The organism is Telluria sp. AZSoR62 (genome assembly GCF_058111565.1).
This window is the reverse complement of sequence record NZ_JBYTST010000696.1, coordinates 1-228: the sequence shown is the minus strand read 5'-3', so window position 1 is coordinate 228 and position 228 is coordinate 1. Positions and strand designations below refer to the sequence as shown.

Here is a 228-nt window from a genome sequence, read left to right as displayed (position 1 = left end):
CGCGTCTTTCGCCGCAAGGCTGTCCGGTGCGTATTGCCCCACCGGCTGCTTGCACGCCAGCGCTTCGCACATGGCTTCATCGGCATGCACCGTCAGCGGCAGCAGACGCGCCGAATAGTGCTTGCGCCAAATGAGCAACAGGTCCCGTTGCAACTGCCTGCCCGGGTCGAAGCGGTTCACCAGCACGGGGCTATTCATCGCCTGCTGCAACAGCAACACATGGCAAGC

The 228-nt window shown here is 63.2% G+C and carries 1 protein-coding gene; it reads right to left on the bottom strand.

From position 1 onward, the window contains the following. On the bottom strand, window positions 1-228 hold a 228-nt coding region (locus tag AC3XQU_RS25180; RefSeq protein ID WP_489876809.1), incomplete at both ends, for a cellulose synthase operon protein YhjQ/BcsQ.